Origin of the sequence: Brevibacterium sp. 2SA, from assembly GCF_005502845.1 — a bacterium.
In the GTDB taxonomy this organism is placed as follows: Bacteria; Actinomycetota; Actinomycetes; order Actinomycetales; family Brevibacteriaceae; genus Brevibacterium.
In genome coordinates this window covers 1-16,562 of sequence record NZ_SCMW01000014.1, presented here as the reverse complement: position 1 = coordinate 16,562, position 16,562 = coordinate 1, and the positions used below count along the sequence as shown (strand labels likewise).

Below are 16,562 nucleotides of genomic sequence, written 5' to 3'. Positions count from 1 at the left end.
CCTGGAAGGCGAGCGGATGGTCAGTGCGTATTCATGCTGCTTGGAAACCTGAATTACGCAAACGGTTAGCCTCGCCCGTACGAGTATCTGACGGGTCGACCATTAACGCTGACTCAATGTATCCTCCGATTGCGCAAATTGAACGGCTGGGTAGATATGTAGCTCGAGCGGGGGCTCGGCAGGTTAGCGGCTAACGAAGGTCTCATATGCAGTTGTTTTGCGGTATGTGGCCACCGACCCGAAGATTTCACAACAGGTTGCAATTGCGGTCTGTTGCCTGGTCACGCCTTCAACACAACCTTCCCCGTCGTCTTCCGCCCTTCCAGCGCTCGGTGCGCCTCAGCGGCTTCGGCCAGCGGGAACGTCTCGCCGATGCGGAAGTCAAGCCAGCCCTTCTCGACTCCGCTGGAGACCATGGCCCACCGCTTCGCCAGCGCCTCCGGCGTCGCAACCATCCACGCCAGCGACGGGCGGGAGAGGAAGATGCCGCCCGAGGAGTTGAGGCGCTGGATGTCGAACGGCGGCACCTGACCGGACGCCCCGCCGAAGAGCACCATCGAGCCCAAGGGTTTGAGCGACGCCAACGACCCGTCGAACGTGTCCTTGCCGACTCCGTCGTAGGCCACCTCGACGCCCTCACCCTCGGTGAGTGAACGCACCTTCGCCGCGACATCGACATTCGGGCCGTAGAGGAACACCTCGTCGGCACCGGCCTTGCGGGAGAGCTCCGCCTTCTCCTCGGTGCTCACCGTCGAGATGACATTGCCGCCCAGGTGCTTGATGATCTGCGTGAGGATGAGCCCGACGCCGCCGGCCCCGGCGTGGACGAGCGCCGTATCACCCGGCTTGATCGCATGCGACGTCGTCGCCAGATACTGCGCCGTCAGACCCTGCAGCGGCATCGCCGCAGCCACCTCGGCGCTCACGCTCTCCGGAACGGTCAGCAGATTGTCCGCCTTCACGACCACCTGCGACGCATACGACCCCGGCCCCTCATGCCACGCCACCCGATCGCCGACCTTGTACGTCTCGACCCCATCGCCCACCTCGGCGATGCGACCCGTGCCCTCGACCCCGACGACATGCGGGTAGTCCATCGGATAGACCCCCGACCGGCGATACGTGTCGATGAAGTTCACCCCCGCCGCCTCGACGTCGACGAGCACCTCACCCGGCCCCGGCCTCGGCGTCTCGATCTCACCGACCTCGAGCACCTCGGGTCCACCGGCCTGCATCGCACGTACTGCCTGGGTCATCACGCCTCCTGCATATTATTTACTGATGCTGTATGGTTATTCATATGAACGCTCTCACGGTCGCCGTCTCCGGCGCCACCGGCTACGCCGGCGGGGAAGTCCTCCGTCTGCTCAGCACCCACCCCCACCTCACCGTGACCACCGTGTGCGGTCACTCCTCGGTCGGGGAGCTGCTCGGCCGACACCAGCCCCACCTTCCCCGGTACGCGGACTTCGTCATCGAAGACTCGACCGCCGAGGTGCTCGCCGGCCACGATGTCGTCGTCCTCGCTCTGCCTCACGGCAAGTCCGGGGCGATCGCCGCGGAACTGGCCGAGACCAGCCCCGATACCCTGATCGTAGACCTTGCCGCCGACCACCGTCTGATCAGTCCCGAAGCGTGGGAGACCTTCTACCACTCCGCCCACCAGGGCACCTGGACCTACGGCCTGCCCGAACTCCTGCTCACCGACGGAGCGAAGCAGCGCACCCAGCTCACCGAGACCAACCGCATCGCCGTCCCCGGCTGCAACGTCACCGCCGTCACCCTCGGCCTCGCGCCGCTGCTCGCCACCGGACTCATCGCACCTCAGGGCCTGAACGCGGTCCTTGCCAACGGGGTCTCCGGCGCCGGCAAAGCCCTCAAGCCGCACCTCACCGCCGCCGAGATCCTCGGCGACGCCAGCCCCTACGGCACCGGGGGCACCCACCGGCACGTCCCCGAGATCGAACAGAACCTCAACGGCGTCCTCGGAGCTGATCCCGCCGACGGCCCGGTGCGGATCTCCTTCACCCCGACCCTCGTGCCGATGTCCCGCGGAATCCTCGCAACGCTCACCGCCGACCCGACAGCCGACGCCCCGCGGACCGCCGACGGCACCATCGACGCAGAGGCGCTGACCGCCCAGCTGACGACCTCCTTCGCCGAGGCCTACGCTGACGAACCCTTCGTCCGCGTCCTGCCCGAGGGCCAATGGCCGCGCACCTCGGCGACCACCGGATCGAACGTCGCCCAGGTCCAGTTCACCTATGACACTCGGGCCGAGAAGATCCTCGTCGTCGTGGCGCTCGACAATCTCGTCCGCGGCACCGCCGGCCAAGCCCTCCAATCGATCCACCTCGCCCTTGGCCTCGAGGAGACCACCCACCTGCCCCTCGAAGGAGGCGCCCCATGAGTGTGACCGCACCGCTCGGCTTCACCGCCGCAGGCCTCACCGCCGGACTCAAACCCAGCGGAACGAAGGACCTCGCGCTCGTCGTCAACAACGGCCCCGCGACCACCGTCGCCGCCGTCTACACGTCGAACCGCTGCCAGGCCAACCCCGTCATCTGGTCCCGGCAGGTCTCCGCCACCGGTCACGCCCGTGCCGTCGTCCTCAACTCCGGAGGCGCGAACTGCTACACCGGCGACTACGGCTTCGCGACCACCCAGCTCACCGCCGAGGAGACCGCGACCCTCCTCACCGACGCCGGCACCCCGACGCAGGCCGATGAGATCCTCGTCTGCTCGACCGGGCTCATCGGCGTCGGGGGAGAGGAGTTCCGCGCCGGCATCCTCGACCACCTCCCGCAGCTCGTCGCCGCCGCCGAGGACTCCGTGACCGGAGGACAGGACGCCGCCGAGGCGATCATGACGACCGACACCGTCGCGAAGACCGCGACCCGGGAAGGCTCGGGCTACACGATCGGCGGGATGGCCAAGGGTGCGGGCATGCTCGCCCCGGGCCTGGCGACGATGCTCGTCGTCCTCACCACCGACGCCCCGCTCGACCAGCCCGCCCTCGATGCGGCCCTGCGCACCGCCACGCACGTCAGCTTCGACCGCCTCGACACCGACGGGTGCATGTCGACGAACGACACCGTCATCCTCATGAGCTCCGGTGCCGCGGACACGACCGTCGACACGGCCGAGTTCGGGGGCCTCCTCGGCGAGCTCTGCCTCGACCTCATGCGCCAGCTCCACGTCGACGCCGAAGGCGCCCACCACGACATCGCGATCACCACCCGGGGTGCCGCCTCCACCGACGACGCCGTCACCGTCTCCCGGGCGGTGGGCCGATCGAACCTCTTCAAGGCCGCGATCTTCGGGGAGGACCCCAACTGGGGTCGCGTCGTCGCTCAGGTGGGGACCACCTCGGCGGACTTCGACCCCACCGCCATCGACGTGGCGATCAACGGCACGGAAGTCTGCCGCGCCTCCGGACCCTACGCCGACCCCTCCGAGGTGACCTTCGGCCGTGAGGTCGACGTCGTCATCGACCTCCACGCCGGTGACAGCGAGGCCACCATCTGGACCTCCGACCTCACCCATGACTACGTCGAAGAGAACAGCGCCTACTCCACATGAGCACCCACCCCGACTTCTCCACGAAATCCACCGCCGCCCGGCTCGCCGCCGCCCAGGTCAAGGCCGAGGCGCTCACCGAGGCGCTGCCGTGGATCAAGACCTTCGCCGGGGCGACGATCGTCATCAAGTACGGCGGCAATGCGATGGTCTCCCCGGAGCTCCAGCAGTCCTTCGCCGACGACATCGCCTTCCTCCGCTTCGCCGGGATCCGCCCCGTCGTCGTCCACGGCGGCGGCCCGCAGATCACCTCGATGCTCGCCCGCCTCGGCATCGAGAGCGAGTTCAAGGCCGGGCAGCGGGTGACGAGCGAGGAGGCCGCCGAGGTCATCCGCATGGTGCTCGCCGGCCAGGTCAACCGGGAGATCGTCTCCCGCATCAACATGAACGGCAACGCCGCGATCGGCCTCTCCGGTGAGGACGCCGACCTCCTGCTTGCGCACAAGACCGTCGCCGAGGTGGACGGACAGACCATCGACCTCGGCCGGGTGGGCGAGATCGCCCAGGTCAACACGATCGTGCTCGGGGAACTCCTCGACGCCGGACGGGTGCCCGTCATCTGCTCGATCGCCTCCGAGATCGGGGGAGAGGCCGGCAAGCCGCTCAACATCAACGCCGACCTCGCCGCCTCCTCGGTGGCCAAGGCCCTCGGGGCGGAGAAGCTCATCATGCTCACCGACGTGCCCGGCCTCTACGCGAACTGGCCCGACACGTCGAGTCTGATCTCCCGGATCGGCCCCGACCGGCTCCGGGAGCTGCTGCCGAGCCTCGACGCGGGGATGATCCCGAAGATGACCGCCGCCCTCGAGGCGATCGAGCACGGCGTCAAGCAGGCCCACATCATCGACGGGCGGATGGCGCACTCTCTCCTCCTCGAGGTCTTCACCTCCGAAGGCATCGGGACGATGGTCGAAAACGGCGTCGTCGAACCCGCCCCGCTCGGCGACGGGCACCGCGGATTCGCCGGCGACGCTGACGGTGATGGTGCCGGTGACGGCGACGGCGACGGTGACGGTGGGGCCGCTAATGCCGCCGAGGTGGCTGATGACGAAGGAGCGGACGCATGACCGAACCGACAACCGCAGCCGGCACCAGCGACTCCGCCGCCACGTGGCGCGAGGACTTCTCCCGCGTCCTCTCACCCGTCTTCGGAACCCCGCAACTCGACCTCGTCCGCGGGCAGGGCTCCTACGTCTGGGACGCCGCCGGCAAGCAGTACCTCGACCTGCTCGCCGGCATCGCCGTCAACGCCCTCGGCCACTGCCACCCCGCGTGGGTCAAGGCCGTGAGCAAGCAGGCGGCGACGCTCGGCCACATCTCGAACTTCTTCACCTCACCCCCGCAGATCGCGCTCGCTGAGAAGATCCACGAGATCCTCGACCTGCCCGAAGGGTCCGCGGTGTTCCTCTCGAACTCCGGCGCCGAGGCGAACGAAGCGGCCCTGAAGATGGCCCGCCGGGCCGGCGGCGGAGGGCGGCCGATCATCATCGCCGTCGACGGTGCCTTCCACGGTCGGACGATGGGTGCGCTCGCCCTCACCGCGAAGGCCGCCTACCGTGAACCCTTCGCCCCCGGCGTCCCCGGTGTCGTCCACGTGCCCTACGGTGATGTCGACGCGCTCGCCGCCGCAGTCAACGACACGACCGCCGCCGTGTTCATCGAACCGATCCAGGGTGAGGTCGGGGTGCGCCGACACCCCGCCGGATACCTGCGCGCGGCCCGGGACCTGACGACGGCAGCCGGGGCGCTCCTCGTCCTCGACGAAGTCCAGACGGGCGTCGGCCGGACCGGGTCGTGGTTCGCCCACCAGGATCCGGAGATCGGCGAGGGCGTCGTCCCCGACATCATCACCTCGGCGAAGGGCTTGGGAGGCGGCATGCCGATCGGCGCGACGATCACCGTCGGCGAGGCCAACACCTCGCTGCTCAGTGCTGGCCAGCACGGGACGACGTTCGGCGGCAACCCTATCGCGTGCGCCGCCGCGCTCGCCGTTCTCACCACGATCGAGACCGAGGGACTGCTCGACCATGCCCGCCGCCTCGGCGATGAGCTGGCCACGGAACTCGAGGAGATTCCCGGGGTCAGCGCGGTGTCCGGTGCCGGGCTCCTCCTCGGCGTCGAACTCGCCGGCGAGCACCCCGACGCGAAGGCCGTCGCCGCCCGCGCGCTCGAGGCCGGGTTCATCGTCAACCCCGTCACGCCCGAGCGTCTGCGCCTGGCCCCGCCGCTGACGATCACGCACGAGGAGATCGCCCCGTTCCTCGCCGCCCTGCCCGGCCTCCTCCGACCCGAGGACTGAGCAGGCGACACCACCTCGGCGCTCTTGCCACCTGCCCGTCCCACCGACTCTGACTCCCACCGACTCTGACTAGGACCACGATGACCCGCCATTTCCTCAAGGACACCGACCTCAGCCCGGCAGAGCTCACGCAGGTCCTCGACCTCGCCGCCGAGCTCAAGGCCGCACCTTACTCGCGCACCCCGCTGGAAGGCCCCCAGACGGCCGCGGTGATCTTCGACAAGACCTCGACGCGGACCCGAGTGTCGTTCGCCGCCGGCATCGCAGCGCTCGGTGGGCAGCCGCTCATCATCAACCCCGGTGAGGCGCAGCTCGGACACAAGGAGTCGATCGCCGACACCGCGCAGGTCATGGCGCGGATGGTCTCGGCGATCATCTGGCGCACGTACGCCCAGGCCGGGCTCGAAGAGATGGCCGAACACTCGAGCGTGCCGGTCATCAACGCCCTCTCCGACGACTTCCACCCGTGCCAGATCCTCGCCGACCTCCTCACCATCCGCGAACGGCGGGGTCAGCTCGCCGGTCTGACCATGGCCTACTTCGGCGACGGCGCGAACAACATGGCGAACTCGTACGCCCTCGGCGGGGTCAGCGCCGGCATGCACGTGCGCATCGCCGCCCCCACCGGCCACCAGCCCGATGAGGCGATCATCGCCGAGGCGACCGCCCTGGCCGCACAGACCGGCGGATCGATCACCGTCACCGACGACCCCGTCGCCGCCGCCCATGGCACCGATGTCCTCATCACCGACACGTGGGTGTCGATGGGCCAGGATGCTACCGGCCGCGACGACGAGGACTCCCCGTTCGTCAAGTACCAGGTCACGCAGGAGCTCATGAACGCCGGCAACGACGCGCTGTTCCTCCACTGCCTGCCCGCCTACCGGGGCAAGGAGGTCACGGCCGAGGTCATCGACGGCCCCGCCTCGGCAGTCTTCGACGAAGCGGAGAACCGCCTTCACGCGCAGAAGGCCCTGCTGACGTTCCTCCTGGAATCCGGTTCGGAGTCCCGATGAGCGAGAACCCGACCGCGGCGCCGCTGACGAAGACCGCCCGGCAGCAGAAGATCATCGATCTCATCACCCGCCGGTCCGTGCACTCGCAGATCGAGCTCGCCGATGAGCTCGCGACGCAGGGCATCTCCGTGACCCAGGCGACGCTGTCGCGCGACCTCGCCGAGGTGGGGGCCGTGAAGATCCGATCGACCTCGGGATCCGTGTACGCCGTTCCCGGTGAGGGCGGTGACCGCAGCCTCCAGCAGTCAACGGGCGACAGCCTCGACGCGAAGCTGCCGAGGCTGCTCGAGGAGCTGCTCGTGTCTGCTGCGGCGCAGGACAATGCGGTCGTGCTGCGGACCCCGCCCGGGGCCGCGCAGTATCTCGCCTCGGCGATCGACCGGTCGTCGATGACGGGGATCTTCGGCACGATCGCCGGGGACGACACTGTCCTCGTCATCGCCGATGCCGCCGTCGGCGGGCAGGCACTGGCCGAGACGTTCCTCGAACTCGCCGCCGGCAGCGCGGGGGAGTAGAACCGACTGACCGCCTCGGCGGCGGTGAGACAATGACAACGAAGATGTGTCCTGCGGACGTGCGGGACGAAACGCCGTTGGACGGCACAGGACGAGCTGCCGCGACGACGGCATGAAAGGACTGCGAGTGAGTGAACGACTGAGCCTGTGGGGCGGACGGTTCTCCGATGGACCGGCCGATGCGCTGGCGGCGCTGAGCAAGTCGACGGACTTCGACTGGCGCCTGGCGAAGTACGACATCGCCGGGTCGAAGGCGCATGCGGCCGTCCTCCACCGTGCGGGACTGCTCACCGAGGACGAACTGTCCGGGATGCTGGCAGCGCTGGACGAACTCGGTCGCCGCGTCGAGTCGGGCGAGTACGTCGCCGCGGAGTCCGATGAGGACGTCCACTCCTCGCTCGAGCGGGGGCTCATCGAGATCGCTGGACCCGAGCTCGGCGGGAAGCTGCGGGCCGGACGGTCGCGCAATGACCAGATCGCGACGATGGGGCGGATGTACCTGCGCGATCACGCTCGTGAGATCGCCGGCCTCGTTCTCGACACCGTCGACGTCCTCATCGCCCAGGCGGAGGAGCACCCCGAGGCGCCGATGCCCGGGCGCACGCATCTCCAGCATGCGCAGCCGGTGCTCCTGGCCCACCACTTGCTCGCGCATGCGTGGCCGCTGCTGCGCGATGTCGAGCGACTCGTCGACTTCGATGATCGGGCCGGTGTCTCCGCGTACGGGTCGGGTGCCTTGGCCGGGTCGTCGCTGGGGCTCGACCCGCAGGCGGTGGCCGCGGACCTCGGGTTCGCCGATTCGGTGGAGAACTCGATCGACGGCACCGCCTCGCGTGACGTGTTCGCCGAATACCTCTTCATCACCGCGATGATCGGCATCGACCTCTCGCGGCTGAGTGAGGAGGTCATCGCGTGGGCGACGAAGGAGTTCTCGTTCGTCACCCTCCACGACGCGTATTCGACGGGGTCGTCGATCATGCCGCAGAAGAAGAACCCCGACGTCGCCGAGCTCACCCGCGGCAAGGCCGGGCGCCTCATCGGCGACCTCACGGGACTGCTCGCCACGCTCAAGGCGCTGCCGCTCGCGTACAACCGGGATCTGCAGGAGGACAAGGAGCCGGTATTCGATGCCACGGACACGCTCGAGCTCCTGCTGCCGGCGTTCACCGGGATGGTCGCGACGCTGACGTTCGACACCGAACGGATGGCCCACCTCGCTCCACGCGGGTTCGCGCTCGCCACCGACATCGCCGAATGGCTCGTCCGCCGCGGCGTGCCGTTCCGCGTCGCCCATGAGCTCTCCGGTGCGTGCGTGCAGCTCGCCGAATCCCGGGACCTCGAGCTCTGGGATCTCACCGATGAGGACTACGCCGGCATCTCCGAACACCTCACCGCCGAGGTCCGCGAGGTCCTCACGACACTCGGGTCGATCGACTCACGGGATGCGAAGGGCGGGACCGCACGCTCGGCCGTGGCCGCGCAGCTCGAGAACGCCCGCGCCGAGGTGGCCCGACTGCGGACCTTCGCGGACTCGCCCCGGAGCGTGTGAAGGGGCGGGGCTCGTACGGCACGGCGGACCGCCTCGGCGAGGTCATCGCGATCCGGACAGGAACTGAACGAGGTCGCGCACGCCGTAGAATTAACCCTGCCGGTTCGATGCCGGCAAGTCCAAACAGTTGCGAAAGGACCGAAGTGACCGACGTATTCAGTGACCTCAAAGCCCGCGGGCTCGTGGCGGTATCGACCGACGAGACCGTGCTCCAGACAGCTCTGGACCAGGAGTCGCTGACCTATTACGTCGGGTTCGATCCGACCGCGCCGAGCCTGCACATGGGCAACCTCGTCCAGCTCATCACCGCCTCCAGGCTCCAGCAGGCCGGCCACAATCCGCTCGCTCTCGTCGGCGGGGCCACCGGCCTCATCGGCGATCCGCGGATGTCGGGGGAGCGCACCCTCAACCCGCGCGAGATCGTCGAGGAATGGGTCGGCAAGATCCGCGCCCAGGTCGAGCGCTTCCTCGACTTCACCGGACCGAACGCCGCCCAAGTCGTCAACAACTACGACTGGACCTCGGAGATCTCAGCGATCGACTTCCTCCGCGACATCGGCAAGCACTTCCCGGTCAACCGGATGCTCGCCAAGGAGTCCGTGTCCGCGCGCCTGAAGAACGAGAGCGGTCTGTCGTTCACCGAGTTCTCCTACCAGGTCCTCCAGGGCAACGACTACCTCGAGCTCTACCGCCGCTACGGCTGCACCCTGCAGACCGGCGGGTCGGACCAGTGGGGCAACCTCACCTCGGGCGTCGACCTCATCCGACGAGTCGAGGCCGCCAACGTCCACGCGATGGCGACCCCGCTCATCACGAAGGCCGACGGCACGAAGTTCGGGAAGACCGAATCGGGCACGGTGTGGCTCGATGCGTCGCTGACCAGCCCGTACGCGTTCAGCCAGTTCTGGCTCAACGCCGACGACCGCGACGTCATGAAGTACCTCAAGGTGTTCTCGTTCCGTCCCCTCGAGGAGCTCGAAGCCATCGGTGCCGAGTTCGAAGCAGCCCCGCACACCCGTCTGGCGCAGAAGGTCCTCGCCGAGGATGTCACCACCCTCGTCCACGGGCGTGAACAGTACGACCAGGCGATCGCCGCAGCCGCCGCACTCTTCGGTGGGGGAGAGCTCACCGCTCTCGACCCGGCGACCTTGGGTGCGGCGACGGCCGAGCTGCCGCGCGGCGAGGTTCCCGAGGCGGCCCTGGGCGCCGGGCTGCCCGTCGCCGATGCCTTCGTCACCGCCGGCATCGTCAAGTCGAAGGGCGAGGCCCGCCGCGCGATCAAGGACGGCGGCGCCTACGTCAACAACGTCAAGGTGACCGGTGAGGATCAGACGCTGACCTCCGACGACGTCCTCGACACCGCCGGTGGGGGAGTCGTCCTGCTCCGCCGCGGCAAGAAGACCCTGGGAGCCGTCGACATCGTCGGCTGATCGACCGGCAGCCCTGACCGAGCGACAGCGCCGCACCGCGAATCCGTTCGCGGTGCGGCGCTGTCGTACCCCGGGAAGGGAGGCGCGATGCCACCTCGGCGTCGGAGCGGTCAGGTGGCGGTCGCCTCGGCGAGGGTGGGGTTATGCTGAGCCCACGATGACACTGCCGTCAGGGGTGATGTGACTGTGACCGAGGGTTCTGGGACCGGTGGCCCGATCGATGCGCGCGGTCGACCGGTGATGTCGTCGTCATCCGCCGAGGTGTTCGAACTTCGCCTGCGCGTCGAGCGCATCGAGCGCATCATCGTCACCGGCCACTGCCTGATCACCGCTGTGCTGCTCATCGTCGGAACGTTTGTGCCGATGTACCGCGACGACCAGACCAACGGCCCCGACCTCTCGTGGTCCGTGGCCACCACCGTCGGCTACGCGATGTCGCTCCCGTTCACCTCTGAGGGTCCCGTCGAGAACCCATCCGGTGTCGAGGTCGTCCTCCTCGTGGGGTTCATCGGTCTGGGGATCGTCATCGCTCTCATCCTGCTCGTCGTCCTCCCCACAGCGGTGACGGGACAGTCGAGCGCGCGGCTGCTGACCTTCTCGCGGATCGTCGTCATTCTCGGGGTCGTCGGTGCGGTGGTGCCGCTGCTGCTCACCGGGCTGGCGCTCAACGCCGACGGTGATGAAGGAGGGTGGGGTGGCGTGGTGCTCTTCGCCGGGATGCTCGGCGCACTGATCGTCATCCTCCCGTCGTTCCGGGACCTCGCCGGCCTGGGCGACGAACGCCTGTGAACTGACGCGGCGCGACGTGCGCTCCGGCGACGAGGTGCTGGTTCGCCGGCCTGGCGTTCTGAAGGGTTTCGTGCCCGGCGGGGAGCATTGGGGCTAACCGTATTGCGCGGCCGTGCACCGGTGAACGACGATGGAGACTCGCGACCGAGGAGACGTGCACCATGAAGACCCTGCTCAACATCATCTGGCTGATCTTCAGCGGACTGTGGCTGGCCATCGGCTACTACATCGCCGGCATCATCTGCTGCATCCTCATCGTCACGATCCCGTGGGGCATCGCGTCATTCCGGATCGGCAACTACGCGCTGTGGCCGTTCGGTCGTGAGGTCGTCGACACCGGTACGGCCGGCATCGCCGCGACCATCGGCAACATCATCTGGCTCGTCGTCGCCGGCATCTGGCTGGCCATCGGGCACGTCGTCACCTCGATCCCGCTGTTCCTCTCGATCATCGGCATCCCCTTGGGGTGGGCGAACCTCAAGCTCATCCCCGTCTCGCTCATGCCCTTGGGCAAGCAGATCGTCGATAGCAACTCGCTCGTTCCCGTCTACCGGGGAGCACATTCCTAAGCGGCCTGCTCCTGGAGCTCTTCGAGGCTGATCTCGCCCCGCCGGACTGCCCTGAGCACCCGATGCGTCCGCACGACCCTCGGCAGTGCGATGACGAGCAGCCCGCCGAGCATGTTGAAGACGATGACGATGACGAACCACTGCACCAACTGCAGGAGCGAGATGTCCGCGCCGGCGAGCATGGCCGCGACGATGATGATGACATTGATCGCTCCGTGAAGCATGCCCAGACCGATGACGAGGAGACCGGTGACCATGCAGACGATCGCCGTGACCACCTGGTTCGTCGCTCCCTGCTGCATGCGCGTGGCCAGAGTGATCGTCGCTCCCGCGAGCAGTGAGAGTGCGATCATGACGACGAGCGAGGACTGATTGATGTAGCCGAGCGCCGTGTCGACGAGCACAGAGTGGTAGTCGGGCAGGCCGGTGACGATCAGCCAGGCGAAAGCCACGCCGCCCACGAGGTTGGTCGCCAGGCTGACCACCCACAGTCGCACCATCTGAAGCCAGGTCGCCTGCCCGGCGAGGACAGCGTTGAGCGGCAGCAGGAACTCCTCGGTGAACAGTTCGGAATGCGCCAGCTTGAGTGCGAGCAGGCCGATGCCGAAGGCCATGCCGGCGAGGATGTCCGACCCTGTGGCCTGCTTGACGAGGATCATCGCCATGATCCCCAAGCCCACGTCGATACCACCGAAGAGGCCGGTGACGATCAGCTCGGGCAGTTTCCGATTGAGTCGCGCGGCCCCTTCGGTGACGGTGGCAGCCGCTTCTTCGACCAGACCGTCTTCGAGATCGAGGTCGTTATCGCCGAGGCGCTCGCGCTGTTCCTTCTGGGTCATGGCTCAAGTCTATGAGTTGGGATCGCTGCACAGTGGTATTTTGACGGCAAGTTGAATTGATGACTCGTCGACGCTGAGTCGGGTTGCGAGGGCAGGTGATCCTTGTGTGCGCAAGGCCGCCGGTTTGTATGCCGATGCGGCCGGCTCGGTCACATCTGCGCGGTGATCCGTCGGCTCGCTTGGAGAAGAGTGGACGTGTGCTCTTCGAGTTCGGCCCGTCCGACGTCGCCGGAGTTGGCGACGACGTTGATCGTCCCCAGCAGTCGGTCGTCGGGAGACCAGATGGGGGCGGTGGAGCTGAGGCTGTCGCGACTGCGCTCGGACTCCGCGAGGAAGTACCCTGCCTCGCGTACCTGTTCGAGATCGGCACGCAGCGCACCGAGATCCTGCACGCGACCGTTCGCCAAGGTCAAAGGTTCGTAGCTGCCGAGGAGCCGTTCGCGGTCGTCCTCATCGGCATGGGCGAGCATCACCTTCCCGCCGCCGACGAAAAGGCCGAGCACCTGTCCGACGGGAAACTGATAACTCAACGGGTTGGGCGCCTCAACGCGAGATACGAGCACGCGCCGATCGGCGACGCGGACGAACACTGACGACGTCAGCGAGGTGTGGTCGGTCAGCGCCGACAGCACGCTCGGACTGACGAGAGCAAGCCGGTCCTGCAGCACGAAGGAGTGCGACATCGGCAGCACCTGCGGGCCGAGGGTGTAGCCGCGAGGCGTGTTCCGGAGATAGTCGCGCTTGACGAGCTGCCCGATCACACGCTGCGCAGTCGCGAGATGTAGGCCGGTTGCACGCGAGATCTCCGTGAGGGTGATCGGCTCATGCGTGCTCGTCACGCACTCGAGAACATCGAGCGCACGATCAAGCGTGCGCCCCTGATTGTTCGTCGCTGCCATGGTGCGTCCTCCCCTTGTCGATGACGTTCTTCGGATGACCGGCCCTGCCGGATCCATCTTCGCAGAGGGAATCAGAACACTCGCATCGGCCCAAGGGTCTTGACGTGGCGCGTGAGGCCGAGCAGAATGATCATCACCTACTACACAATGATAGATACTATCACCAAATGATAGGAGCGCAAAGATGCGTGTTGCAGTTCTCGGTCTCGGCGAAGCCGGATCCCTGTACGCGAAGGCCTTCGCCCAGGAGGGGAATGACGTCGTCGGGTTCGATCCGCGCACGGTGGACGTCCCCGCGGGCGTGACGACGGCTGGCAGTGTCGCCGAGGCGGTCGCGGAGTCCGATCTCATCCTCAGTCTCACGACAGCGAAGCCATCGGTGGCCGTCGCCGAAGAAGCCGCCGAGGCGATTCGGGACGGCGCGGTCTACCTCGATCTCAATGCGGCATCGCCGCTGAGGAAACGGGACGTCGCCGAGGCAGTCGGCAGCCGGGCTCGATTCGCCGATGGTGCGGTCATCGGCTCAGTCCCGCGCTACGGTGCCCAGGTTCACGTTCTCCTCTCCGGGCCGCACTCCGACGAGGCCGCCGATCTCCTGCGGACGATCGGCGCCCACGCAGAGCCGATTCAGGGACGGATCGGAGACGCCTCCCAGCGGAAGCTCCTCCGCAGTGTCTTCATGAAGGGCCTCGGCGCTCTCATCACCGAAGCGATGCGCGCCGGTGAAGAGACGGGGGAGGTCGAATGGGTGCGTGCCCAGATCGCAGGCGAGCTGGCCCAGGGAGAGGACACGCTCGACCGATTGCTCAAGGGAACTCGGACCCATGCCCTTCGGCGCGCTGCCGAGCTGGGCGACAGCCTCGACCTCCTCGCTGATCGCGAACGGCCGTGGCCGATGGCGGAGGCGGCCCGTTCGGTCCACCTCGAGCTGACGCGGGAGGGAACGGGACACCTGGCGGACGCACTCGCGGCCGTGCCCACCTCGGCGCTCGGAGACGGTGGAGACCGTCTGGGATTCCTCGACTCCGATATCAAGCCGATGTGGACCAGTGCACCCATCGCAGGACCCGCCTTCACCGTCCTTACCCGCCCCGGGGACAACCAGGCCATCCATCGCGCGCTTCCGCTCACGCGTCCCGGGGACATCCTCGTCATTGCCGGTGGGGGAGAGACGAATCGAGCGCTCATCGGTGAGCTCATCGCCGAGCGCGCGCTGCTGCGCGGCATCGCAGGCATGATCATCGACGGAGCGATCCGCGACGTCAACGAGATCGCGCAGCTCGGCTTCCCCGTGTGGGCGAAGGGCGTCTCACCGGCCGGCCCGTTCAAATCGGGGCCCGGTCGCCTGCGCACGACGATCGCCGTCGCCGGTGCCGTTTGTCGACACGGTGACTACATCGTCGCCGATGCTGATGGAGTCCTCGTCGTGCCGGCCGACTCGGCCGAACAGGTGCTTGCGGCCGGCAGGGCTGTCATCGCCGATGAACAGCGCCGGCAGTCGGACATCCGCTCGTCGGCCGTCAGCCGGTCGTAGTCAGCGTCCCGTCATCTGATCAGAAAGGGGAGGACAACGATGCCTCTCGCCCTTATCGCTCTCGCAGTCTTCATCACCGTCATTGTCATCTGGAACGTCGTCGTCAAGCGCAATATGGCCGAAGCGATGCTGCTCGGCTTCATCGTCACACTGCTCTTCGCAGGGGCGAACGCTCCTCAGTACGCAGCCGACGCCTTCGTCGAGGCCTCTGAGAACGAAGTGCTCTTCGCCGCCGTCGCGTTCGTCTTCATGACCTACTTCGTCGAGCGGACCGGGGTGATGAACAAGCTCATCGCCATCCTGTCATCGCTCCTCGGGCGACTGCCCGGAGGCCCGGCCTACGTCGACACTGTCGCCTCAGCTGCCATGGGTGCCCTGGCCGGCGGTTCGAACACCGGCAATGCCGCCGCCTCGGGTTCGATCACCGGCCCTTGGATGGTGCGCACCGGGTGGAGGCGCGAACGAGCCGCCACTGTCATCGCCGGAAACGCCGGCCTCGGTGCCGCCCTGCCGCCCAGCGCATCGATGATCATCATGATCGGCTTCGCGGGGACCCTGGTCACGACCTCCCAGGTCTACCTGGCACTGCTCGTCGCTGGTTCGTACCAAGTGCTCCTGCGCATCGGTCTCACCGCGTGGTTCGTGCATCGCGACGGAATCCGCGCAGAGACCGGAGCGGACCACGTTCCCCTGGCATCATCACTGCGCCGAGGTTGGACCTCGGTGCTCGTCTTCGCGGGCGCGATCATCCCGATCCTCATCACCGTCGGACCACTGGCAGACCTTCTCTCATCCGTCCCCTCGATCGGACAATCCCTGGAGAACATCTCACTCATCATGTGGATTCCCATCCTGATCATCGCCATCAGCGCTGTGATCGCGTGGAAGGAGCTGCCGAAGACTCCACGGCAGTGGTGGGACTTCCTTGCCGGTTCGGTGCCGCGGTTCTACACGATCGGAGCGATTCTCTTCTTCGCCATCATGGCCTCCGAGGTGCTCGCAGCCTTAGGACTCGACTCTGATGTCACCGCGCTGCTCGAGATGCTGAACCTTCCGCTGTGGCTGCTCGTCACCCTCATCGGCGTCCTCGTCGTCGTGGTCGCCGGCCCCCTGTCGTCGTCGGCAACGCTCAGTGCCGTCGGACAGGTCGCGCTCTTCTCGATGGTGGCAGCCGGAATCGATCCGCTCCTCGCCGTCGTGGCGATCCTGGTCTTCGCCTCGACCGAAGGTGCCTCACCCCCGGCCTCGGGATCGATCTTCGTTGCGGCGGGCCTCACGGAAGCACAGCCGGAGAAGACCTTCATTCCGCTTGTCGTCTACTATGTTCTGCCCATCTTCGTCCTCGGTGTGCTCATTGCGTTGGGCATCATCCCCGTCCCCTTAGGAGGCTGACATGCGATCAGCACTGAAACCGATTCTCCTTCCGCTCTTTGGGGTGTGACACTTCTCGTAGACAGTCGTTACCAGGAAGGCACGACAGGGAATCATGTCTACGAATCGCAGGACGTTCACGCCGGAGTTCAAAGCCGACGCGGTCCAGTTGG

15 protein-coding genes are annotated in these 16,562 nt (G+C 67.2%); 12 read left to right on the top strand and 3 right to left on the bottom strand.

What is annotated here, in order from left to right; translation table 11 throughout:
* Window positions 1-281: 281 nt before the first annotated feature.
* Window positions 282-1,256, bottom strand: coding sequence for a quinone oxidoreductase (locus tag FFS20_RS07415; RefSeq protein WP_137825229.1), 975 nt, complete (start codon window positions 1,254-1,256; stop codon window positions 282-284).
* Window positions 1,257-1,300: 44 nt separating this feature from the next.
* Here FFS20_RS07415 and argC point away from each other — a divergent pair, with 44 nt between their 5' ends.
* The 10 genes from argC to FFS20_RS07365 all read left to right on the top strand — a co-directional run bounded on the left by argC (window position 1,301) and on the right by FFS20_RS07365 (window position 11,746).
* Window positions 1,301-2,410: an N-acetyl-gamma-glutamyl-phosphate reductase gene (argC, locus tag FFS20_RS07410; RefSeq protein WP_137825228.1), complete on the top strand. Its 1,110-nt coding sequence runs from the start codon at window positions 1,301-1,303 to the stop codon at window positions 2,408-2,410.
* On the top strand, window positions 2,407-3,582 hold the full coding sequence (gene argJ / locus FFS20_RS07405) for a bifunctional glutamate N-acetyltransferase/amino-acid acetyltransferase ArgJ (RefSeq protein WP_137825227.1): 1,176 nt from the start codon (window positions 2,407-2,409) through the stop codon (window positions 3,580-3,582). The genes argC and argJ overlap by 4 nt, the downstream gene beginning before the upstream one ends.
* Window positions 3,579-4,646, top strand: coding sequence for an acetylglutamate kinase (gene argB / locus FFS20_RS07400; protein ID WP_249356717.1), 1,068 nt, complete (start codon window positions 3,579-3,581; stop codon window positions 4,644-4,646). Before argJ ends, argB begins: the two co-directional genes overlap by 4 nt.
* Window positions 4,643-5,878 carry an acetylornithine transaminase gene (locus FFS20_RS07395; RefSeq protein ID WP_137825226.1) on the top strand — a complete coding sequence of 412 codons (1,236 nt, stop codon included), beginning with the start codon at window positions 4,643-4,645 and terminating at the stop codon, window positions 5,876-5,878. The genes argB and FFS20_RS07395 overlap by 4 nt, the downstream gene beginning before the upstream one ends.
* 80 nt (window positions 5,879-5,958) lie before the next feature.
* Window positions 5,959-6,894, top strand: a complete 936-nt coding sequence (gene argF, locus FFS20_RS07390; protein ID WP_137825225.1) for an ornithine carbamoyltransferase — start codon at window positions 5,959-5,961, stop codon at window positions 6,892-6,894.
* Entirely contained in the window at window positions 6,891-7,409 is a 519-nt protein-coding gene (locus tag FFS20_RS07385; protein WP_137825224.1) for an arginine repressor, read from the top strand. Before argF ends, FFS20_RS07385 begins: the two co-directional genes overlap by 4 nt.
* A 127-nt stretch (window positions 7,410-7,536) precedes the next feature.
* Window positions 7,537-8,958: an argininosuccinate lyase gene (gene argH / locus FFS20_RS07380; protein ID WP_249356716.1), complete on the top strand. Its 1,422-nt coding sequence runs from the start codon at window positions 7,537-7,539 to the stop codon at window positions 8,956-8,958.
* 143 nt (window positions 8,959-9,101) lie between these two features.
* Window positions 9,102-10,388, top strand: coding sequence for a tyrosine--tRNA ligase (gene tyrS / locus FFS20_RS07375; RefSeq protein WP_137825222.1), 1,287 nt, complete (start codon window positions 9,102-9,104; stop codon window positions 10,386-10,388).
* 240 nt (window positions 10,389-10,628) lie between these two features.
* Entirely contained in the window at window positions 10,629-11,177 is a 549-nt protein-coding gene (locus FFS20_RS07370; protein WP_137825221.1) for a hypothetical protein, read from the top strand.
* Between the two features lie 161 nt (window positions 11,178-11,338).
* On the top strand, window positions 11,339-11,746 hold the full coding sequence (locus tag FFS20_RS07365) for a YccF domain-containing protein (RefSeq protein ID WP_137825220.1): 408 nt from the start codon (window positions 11,339-11,341) through the stop codon (window positions 11,744-11,746).
* Here FFS20_RS07365 and FFS20_RS07360 read toward each other — a convergent pair.
* Together FFS20_RS07360 and FFS20_RS07355 are read right to left on the bottom strand one after the other, a co-directional pair.
* Window positions 11,743-12,585 carry a formate/nitrite transporter family protein gene (locus FFS20_RS07360; protein ID WP_137825219.1) on the bottom strand — a complete coding sequence of 281 codons (843 nt, stop codon included), beginning with the start codon at window positions 12,583-12,585 and terminating at the stop codon, window positions 11,743-11,745. The genes FFS20_RS07365 and FFS20_RS07360 overlap by 4 nt on opposite strands.
* 149 nt (window positions 12,586-12,734) lie before the next feature.
* Window positions 12,735-13,484 carry an IclR family transcriptional regulator gene (locus tag FFS20_RS07355; protein ID WP_137825218.1) on the bottom strand — a complete coding sequence of 250 codons (750 nt, stop codon included), beginning with the start codon at window positions 13,482-13,484 and terminating at the stop codon, window positions 12,735-12,737.
* Window positions 13,485-13,668: 184 nt separating this feature from the next.
* Between FFS20_RS07355 and FFS20_RS07350 the strand changes: the two genes are divergently transcribed.
* Window positions 13,669-15,018, top strand: a complete 1,350-nt coding sequence (locus FFS20_RS07350; protein WP_137825217.1) for an NAD(P)-binding domain-containing protein — start codon at window positions 13,669-13,671, stop codon at window positions 15,016-15,018.
* A 39-nt stretch (window positions 15,019-15,057) separates the two neighbouring features.
* The gene (locus FFS20_RS07345) at window positions 15,058-16,410 is read left to right on the top strand and encodes a TRAP transporter large permease subunit (protein ID WP_137825216.1); all 1,353 of its coding nucleotides are present in this window, start codon (window positions 15,058-15,060) and stop codon (window positions 16,408-16,410) included.
* The last annotated feature ends 152 nt before the right edge of the window (window positions 16,411-16,562 follow it).

What these genes read in the sequence shown, in the direction of transcription:
- FFS20_RS07415 (WP_137825229.1), bottom strand. Translation starts at nt 1,256, where the DNA reads ATGACCCAGGCAGTACGTGCGATGCAGGCCGGTGGACCCGAGGTGCTC.
- argC (WP_137825228.1), top strand. Translation starts at nt 1,301, where the DNA reads ATGAACGCTCTCACGGTCGCCGTCTCCGGCGCCACCGGCTACGCCGGC.
- argJ (WP_137825227.1), top strand. Translation starts at nt 2,407, where the DNA reads ATGAGTGTGACCGCACCGCTCGGCTTCACCGCCGCAGGCCTCACCGCC.
- argB (WP_249356717.1), top strand. Translation starts at nt 3,579, where the DNA reads ATGAGCACCCACCCCGACTTCTCCACGAAATCCACCGCCGCCCGGCTC.
- FFS20_RS07395 (WP_137825226.1), top strand. Translation starts at nt 4,643, where the DNA reads ATGACCGAACCGACAACCGCAGCCGGCACCAGCGACTCCGCCGCCACG.
- argF (WP_137825225.1), top strand. Translation starts at nt 5,959, where the DNA reads ATGACCCGCCATTTCCTCAAGGACACCGACCTCAGCCCGGCAGAGCTC.
- FFS20_RS07385 (WP_137825224.1), top strand. Translation starts at nt 6,891, where the DNA reads ATGAGCGAGAACCCGACCGCGGCGCCGCTGACGAAGACCGCCCGGCAG.
- FFS20_RS07370 (WP_137825221.1), top strand. Translation starts at nt 10,629, where the DNA reads ATGTCGTCGTCATCCGCCGAGGTGTTCGAACTTCGCCTGCGCGTCGAG.
- FFS20_RS07365 (WP_137825220.1), top strand. Translation starts at nt 11,339, where the DNA reads ATGAAGACCCTGCTCAACATCATCTGGCTGATCTTCAGCGGACTGTGG.
- FFS20_RS07360 (WP_137825219.1), bottom strand. Translation starts at nt 12,585, where the DNA reads ATGACCCAGAAGGAACAGCGCGAGCGCCTCGGCGATAACGACCTCGAT.
- FFS20_RS07355 (WP_137825218.1), bottom strand. Translation starts at nt 13,484, where the DNA reads ATGGCAGCGACGAACAATCAGGGGCGCACGCTTGATCGTGCGCTCGAT.
- FFS20_RS07350 (WP_137825217.1), top strand. Translation starts at nt 13,669, where the DNA reads ATGCGTGTTGCAGTTCTCGGTCTCGGCGAAGCCGGATCCCTGTACGCG.
- FFS20_RS07345 (WP_137825216.1), top strand. Translation starts at nt 15,058, where the DNA reads ATGCCTCTCGCCCTTATCGCTCTCGCAGTCTTCATCACCGTCATTGTC.